Below are 2,241 nucleotides of genomic sequence, written 5' to 3' on the forward strand. Positions count from 1 at the left end.
CTGGTTTGACTACTTCAAAGTAGTTTTAACATTCATAGCTACTGTTTTCGGAATCTTTGTACTAATCATCGTGAACATAACAAAAAAATCCAGGTGACGCCTACGGCGCACCTGATTTTGGCGTTAGGTTCTTACTCAGAATTCTTTTTCTCATCTTCATCATCAGGCCACATAATCCACCAACAAACTATTACTACGAACAAATAAAAATGATCGAACACGAACTCGCCGATATTGCTGGCCATCCAATAAGTAAAGCCCTTGGAGCTATCATGCTCGCTTTTCTTGTTTACTTGCTCAACGTCAGCTTTTTTCAACGAAAACGATTCATTGCTAGCCTTGATCGGATTTCTGACAGCTTCAGAACTGATCTTGAGAAACTTGCCAACGAAGAAATACGAGTTATTCATATTCTCACTGACCAAAGATTTAAAGAGCATGAGAGTATCATCAATAGCGAGCTGAACAAGCTGCCCTTTCTCCTTCGTCTCCGCATGCGCCATGCCTGGAAAAAATTGGCTTATGGCAAAAATAAGAAGGAAGGCATGCTTCTTTTGTATGCCCAGTACGCTGATTACAGGTCTATAAGCGTAAACGAAGATATTAGAAAATTGGCAAGGCAACGTATCACCTCCATCATAAACTTGTGCAAATGAACCTAACGAATAAGGATAGATTGCGCCCAGCCGCAATCTTATCCTGTTGTTGCACAAGCCCGGGTTGATTTCTGGCGAGGAAGGTCTATTGAAGTTTACTTTTCTGGTTGATCTTGAATCAGAGCGTTTTTTCAGAACGCTATTTATTCAGGATGAGTGTCTCCCAACCACTGCATTACGGAATAAAAAGGACACCCACTTTTTAAAAAGTGAAGAGAGTACGTCATTTATTCATTTTTTAAATGATAGTATTGATCATTGTAAGAATTTCTCATTCATACCAAACAGGAAGCGTATAAAAAGCACTCAGCAACAGCTAGATAGAAGATAAATAAAAAGGACACCCACTTTTTAAAAAGTGAAGAGCGGGCAAAATCAAGGACACCCAAAAACTACCTTAACCGACCATGGCAGCCAGCAGCCAGAGGGACAGCCAAACCGCTACGCATTTTGTCTGCCCCTGTTGGCGGCGTTAGGTGCTTGTTCAAAATCCGCTGAATATCTGTATTCGATGGAGTATAATCGGGTATGACTTTGATTTAAGGGTGTCTAAATGCCAACAATATCAATGTTTTATGGCTTGATTGTCCGTATGTATTATTTTGATAATCAGCAACATAATATGCCGCATATCCATGTTCATTATCAGGATTGCAGTGCAATTATTGAGATTCCGACAGGAAATGTCTTGGAAGGAAGTCTGCCAAAAAACAAACAGAAATTGGTTGATGCATGGATTGAAATTCATAAAGAAAGTCTTATGGCCAACTGGGATTTGGCAATTAATGGTGATTCGGTATTCAAGATTGATCCTTTAAAGTAGGTGTAAATATGAATCCATCTGTTAAGTCTGTTCAAGCTCTAGAAAATTATAAGTTGAGGGTTGAGTTTGAAAATGACGAATTCAAAGATTTTGATGTCACGCCTTTTTTAGAAAAAGGTATTTTTTCTGAACTCAAAGATGAATCTTATTTTAAGCAGGTTAGAGTAGCATTTGGCTCAGTAGAATGGCCTAATGAGCAAGATTTCAGCAAAGATACTCTTTATCTTCTTGGCGTTTCAGTGAGTCCAGCTCCCCGCTCAAACAAAACATTGACAACGCACCTAACGAATGGGTGAAAGTCTCATATTGATGAGTACTGTAGTCTTATTCTGATGGGAAATGGACGGCACTATCGGCAAACTCACTGATTCTGTCAGGGTGTTAGTCTCACACAGATCCATCCTATAGGGCTTGAGTATCGATATTTATGGTGATGAGGAAAGTTTTTCTGGCCAACTTTCAGGTTTAAATGACTCTACCTCCAGAGAATGCGTCAAATCTGGTCCCGTCTCTTACGCGGTTTTTTCTTCTGAGTGCTGTTTTGGGATATCAATGCAAATGATTAAAAGTCGTCAATCCCTTGCGTTGCAGGGGTTGCGGGTTATTTTTCATTGATCAGTATGAGACTTACACCCTAACGAATAAGGATAGATTGCGCCCAGCCGCAATCTATCCTGTTGTTGCACAAGCCCGGGTTGATTTCTGGCGAGGAAGGTCTATTGAAGTTTACTTTTCTGGTTGATCTTGAATCAGAGCGTTTTT

General features: G+C 40.0%; 3 protein-coding genes. 2 read left to right on the forward strand and 1 reads right to left on the reverse strand.

The window, feature by feature from the left end:
* Positions 1–131 precede the first annotated feature (131 nt).
* The gene (locus J7438_RS25165) at positions 132–692 is read right to left on the reverse strand and encodes a hypothetical protein (RefSeq protein WP_209278793.1); all 561 of its coding nucleotides are present in this window, start codon (positions 690–692) and stop codon (positions 132–134) included.
* Between the two features lie 517 nt (positions 693–1,209).
* Here J7438_RS25165 and dhiT point away from each other — a divergent pair.
* Together dhiT and J7438_RS25175 are read left to right on the forward strand one after the other, a co-directional pair.
* Entirely contained in the window at positions 1,210–1,479 is a 270-nt protein-coding gene (gene dhiT, locus J7438_RS25170; RefSeq protein WP_209204770.1) for a type II toxin-antitoxin system toxin DhiT, read from the forward strand.
* Between the two features lie 8 nt (positions 1,480–1,487).
* Positions 1,488–1,775 carry a DUF2442 domain-containing protein gene (locus tag J7438_RS25175; protein WP_209278794.1) on the forward strand — a complete coding sequence of 96 codons (288 nt, stop codon included), beginning with the start codon at positions 1,488–1,490 and terminating at the stop codon, positions 1,773–1,775.
* The last annotated feature ends 466 nt before the right edge of the window (positions 1,776–2,241 follow it).

This window comes from Thalassotalea sp. G20_0 (genome assembly GCF_017744175.1).
In the GTDB taxonomy this organism is placed as follows: Bacteria; Pseudomonadota; Gammaproteobacteria; order Pseudomonadales; family Endozoicomonadaceae; genus Endozoicomonas.